Annotated in this window: 4 protein-coding genes; 3 read left to right on the top strand and 1 reads right to left on the bottom strand. The window is 66.2% G+C overall.

Annotated features, from left to right (window positions below; all coding sequences use genetic code 11):
* Nucleotides 1–88: 88 nt before the first annotated feature.
* Genes WEA77_RS07215 through WEA77_RS07205 form a run of 3 tightly spaced genes read left to right on the top strand, consistent with a single transcriptional unit; the run spans nt 89 to nt 1,956 of the window.
* Entirely contained in the window at nt 89–514 is a 426-nt protein-coding gene (locus WEA77_RS07215) for a hypothetical protein (RefSeq protein WP_368067194.1), read from the top strand.
* A 26-nt stretch (nt 515–540) separates the two neighbouring features.
* Nucleotides 541–1,350 (top strand): 3-deoxy-manno-octulosonate cytidylyltransferase, encoded by an 810-nt coding sequence (gene kdsB / locus WEA77_RS07210; RefSeq protein WP_368067193.1) that lies wholly within the window; start codon nt 541–543, stop codon nt 1,348–1,350.
* Nucleotides 1,351–1,353: 3 nt separating this feature from the next.
* Nucleotides 1,354–1,956, top strand: a complete 603-nt coding sequence (locus WEA77_RS07205; protein WP_368067192.1) for a histidine phosphatase family protein — start codon at nt 1,354–1,356, stop codon at nt 1,954–1,956.
* A 6-nt stretch (nt 1,957–1,962) separates the two neighbouring features.
* Here the strand turns inward: WEA77_RS07205 and WEA77_RS07200 are convergent.
* A partial coding sequence (locus WEA77_RS07200) for a PAS domain-containing sensor histidine kinase (protein ID WP_368067191.1) occupies nt 1,963–3,993 on the bottom strand: 2,031 nt, incomplete at its 5' end.

The raw sequence follows: 3,993 nt of genomic DNA, 5'->3' as shown, positions 1-3,993 counted from the left end.
GGTCTTTTTTTGCCTGCCAGCCAGTGCTTTGCGCCGCCCGTGCGAGCCGTTAGGGTGCGCCTCAGACAAAAGCCCGGGAGCTGACGCCATGAAACTTCGTGCCCTCTGTGCCGCCCTGATCGCGGCGACCTCGCTTGGCGCCTGCGCGACCTCGCCGGAGCCCTGCACGCGCGCGTGGGTCGAGTACCGCACCGACCGTATTCTGTCGCGTTTCGCGGGGGAGAACCGGGGCCTTGTTTCAGACCTGCGGCAGCTGATCCGTGCGGACGCCGATGTGGACCCTGTCCAGGCGATCCTGCTCGCCGCCAAGGCGGACGATCTGCGCCGGTTTGCCAACAGCTTCGACAGGATCGTTATCCCCGAGCTGCAATCGGCGGTCGGGCAATGCGGAAACAATCCGGATTTCATTCCGGCCTTCACCGAGTTCCTGCGCCGCGAAGGCGTGCCCGAGACCGCGCTGCAATGGGTTGGCCCGATCATGGCCGTGTCCCAGGTCGTCCAGAGCCAGCAATGACGCGCTGACGCGAGGCCGGCTCCAAGATGAAAACCCTGATTGTCGTTCCGGCCCGGTACGCCTCCACGCGCCTGCCGGGCAAACCGCTCGCCCTGATTGCCGGGCGCACCATGGTCGCTCGGGTGGCAGACCTCGCCCGGCGCGCTGCCGCGGCGCTTGAGGCGGGCGAATATGTTGTCGCGACGGATGACATGCGCATACTGGAACACTGCCGCGATGCCGGCATTCGCGTCGTAATGACCGACCCGGCGCTTCCATCCGGCTCCGACCGGGCGCTGGCCGCCGCCGAAGGCCTCGGCGCGCAGCCGGAATTCATCGTCAACCTGCAAGGCGACGCACCCTTCACGCCGGCCGCATATGTGGTTGCCGTCGTGGATGCGCTTGCCACGTCCGGCACCGATGCCGCCACGCCCTATATCCGGCTGAGCTGGGAAGCGCTCGACCGGCTGCGCGCCCACAAGCTGGAGACCCCGTTCTCCGGCACGACGGTCGTGACCGATCCGTCCGGGCGCGCGATCTGGTTCTCGAAGATCATCCTGCCGGCGATGCGCAAGGAGCGCGACCTGCGCACCATGGGCCCGCTGTCGCCGGTGTGCCAGCATGTCGGGCTCTATGCCTACCGGCTGGACGCGCTGCGCCGTTACTGCGCCATGCCTGAAAGTCGCTATGAACGCCTTGAGGGCCTCGAACAGCTGCGCCTGATCGAGAATGGGCTGACGGTGCAGGCGGTAGAAGTCCAGCCGGGCCGTATTGCCATTCCCGGCATCGACACGGCTGAGGACATTGTGCTGGCCGAGCGCCTTGTCGCCGAGCATGGCGATCCGGACAAGGACTGACAGATGGCGCGCCTGTTCGTCGCCCGGCATGGCAACACGTTCGATCCGGGCGATGTGGTGACCCGCGTCGGCGGGCGTACCGACCTGCCCTTGTCTTCCTCCGGCCGGGCGCAGGCCAGCGCGCTCGCGGCGCATTTTGCCAACACGCCGTTCGTCGCCGCGCTGGCCTCGCCGCTTGAGCGCACGCGCGCTACCGCCCGCGCAATCCTCGGTGCACGGACAGACGCACCGGCCCTGCTGATCCGCAGCTACCTGCGTGAGATCGACTATGGCCCCGACGAGAACCAGCCCGAGGAAGCGGTAATTGCCCGCCTCGGCGCCGCCGAGCTCGAGGCCTGGGATACGGATGGCAAACCGCCGCCGGACTGGATCGTGGAGCCTGCAGCCATCCGCGCCGGATGGGCTGCGCTGCTGACGGACATTGCCGCACTGCCGGGCGAGGCAAGTGTTCTGGTGGTGACAAGCAACGGCACCGCGCGCTTCCTGCCGGATGTGGTGGACGCGGCGCCCCCCGGGCTGGACCGGAAGCTTAAAACCGGCGCCTGGGGCGAGATCGCAGTCACGCCTGGCCGGTCCGAAATTCTCGTCTGGAACAAGCGCCCCTGACCGGGGTCAGGCCACGTTGCGCGAGGCGCCTTGCTCGACCAGTGAGCCGGGCCCGCCGATGGGCAGGCAGAAGGCGACCGTCGTGCCTTCGCCATAGATCGAGGATAGCGTCAGCCGGCCGCCATGCATCTCGGCAAAGGACTTGGTGAGCGCGAGACCAAGGCCGGTGCCATCGGTATTGCGGTCCTTGGTCTTGGAGACCTGCTCGAACGGCTGACCGAGACGCGGGAGGTCTTCGGCAGGGATGCCGATGCCGGTATCGGTGACCCCGAAATAGATTTCTGGCCCGCGCTGTTCGACCCGGACTGTGATCTTGCCGCCGCGGTCGGTGAACTTGATGGCGTTGGAGACGAGGTTCAGCATCATCTGGCGGATGGCACGGTGATCGGCGTCGATGTCCGGCAGGTTCTGCGCAGTATCGAGCACCAGATCGATCTCCTTCTCCTCGGCCTTGCGCCGGATCATGCGCAACGCCACGTCGACCGGGTCTGACGGGTCGATCGCCTGCGGTGTGATCGTCATCTTGCCAATTTCAATCTTCGCCATGTCGAGGATGTCGTTGATCATGTCGAGCAGGTGCTGGCCGGAGGTGAGGATGTCGCGGGAATATTCCTTGTAGGACGCATGGCCAAGCGGGCCCGCCAGTTCATTCATCATGATCTCGGAGAAGCCGATGATGGCGTTCAGCGGCGTGCGCAGCTCGTGGCTCATATTGGCAAGGAAGGCCGACTTGGTGAATGCCGCGTGCTCGGCCTTGGCCTTTTCCTCGGAATACTTGCGCGACAGCTCGCTTGCCTTACCCTCAGCACGCTGGAGAGCAAGCGCTGTGCGCCTCATTTTTTCCTGCTGCTTCTTCAGCTCTTCCTCGTTGCGGATGTTCTCCGATACGTCGACGCCGACAGTGAGCAGACCGCCATCCGGTGTCGGGCGCTCCACCATCTTCAGCCAGCGGCCGTTGCGCAGCGCGATCAGCGTGGTGCGATGATCTTCCGTGGACTGACGCTCGACCAGCACAGCGCCGGCCCGGGCGATCTGAACCGTATCGTGGCCCATCCCGGCGCGTAGCGTATCCTGAAGGCCGAAATCGAGCGCGAAGGCGCGGTTCCAGAACAGCAGGCGCTTACGCGAGTCCCAGAGCGCGAATGGCCCGGCAAAACCCTCGATGGCGTCGCGCAGGCGGCGCTCGGCGGCGCGGACGCGGTCTTCCGCCTGTTTGCGATCGGTCACGTCCAGCATGATACCGCCAAAGACCGGCTCACCGGTGTTCGGATCGTCCGAGAGGCTGCCACGCATCTCGATCCAGCGCCCGCCGGGCACGGAGACCGGGAAGGACAAATGAATCCAGCCGATGGTGCGCGCCTTGTTGAACGCCTCGCGGATACGCTCATGCGTCTCGACCGGCGCGCGCGCTAGAAGATCTTCGAGTGAAACCAGTCCGGTGCGGCCAAGCCCGAGGAATTCCGAGGCGCCGTCGCTGAAGAAGATGGTGTTGGTGGTGTGGGACCATTCCCAATAGCCCGCCTGCGCGCCGCGCATGACGAGACCGAGGATACGGTCGGATTCGTTGTTGTGCGCTGCCTGCTCCAGCGCTTCGGTTTCGCGCTTCGACAGACGGCGGGTCAGCCCGAACAGCGCCAGCGCGGGCGCGAGCAGCAACAAGAAGAAGATGGCCAGCTGGGCAATGCTGGAGGCGGTGATCAGCGGCCGGGCGATGGTCATGCAGATGCTGATGCCGCTGGCGGACACGGGCGCGCAGGCGGTGGCGGCACGCAACACATCCGGGCCGGACTGGATTGCCGCGCCCGAGACCGGCGCAATCGCCGCCGCTGCCGACAGGTGCGCCCCGCCAAAGCTGAAGGTGGCATCGCGCGAGCGCAGGGTAAGGCGGGCGTCTACCGGTTTGTCGAAGGTCGCCGTGATCGGGGAGAGCGCGACAAGCACCGGCTGCTCCGGCAGCGCGGAGACAGCGACGAGGTCACCATACATCGTCAGCACGAGGCCGGACTCGCCCTCCGGCAGCGTCAGGGCCGCAGCGGC

Source organism: Hyphomonas sp., from assembly GCF_040882205.1.
Lineage (GTDB): Bacteria > Pseudomonadota > Alphaproteobacteria > Caulobacterales > Hyphomonadaceae > Hyphomonas.
Note: the sequence above shows the minus strand (reverse complement) of the source record. Positions and strands in the feature narration are given on the sequence as shown.

What these genes read in the sequence shown, in the direction of transcription:
- kdsB (WP_368067193.1), top strand. Translation starts at nt 541, where the DNA reads ATGAAAACCCTGATTGTCGTTCCGGCCCGGTACGCCTCCACGCGCCTG.
- WEA77_RS07215 (WP_368067194.1), top strand. Translation starts at nt 89, where the DNA reads ATGAAACTTCGTGCCCTCTGTGCCGCCCTGATCGCGGCGACCTCGCTT.
- WEA77_RS07205 (WP_368067192.1), top strand. Translation starts at nt 1,354, where the DNA reads ATGGCGCGCCTGTTCGTCGCCCGGCATGGCAACACGTTCGATCCGGGC.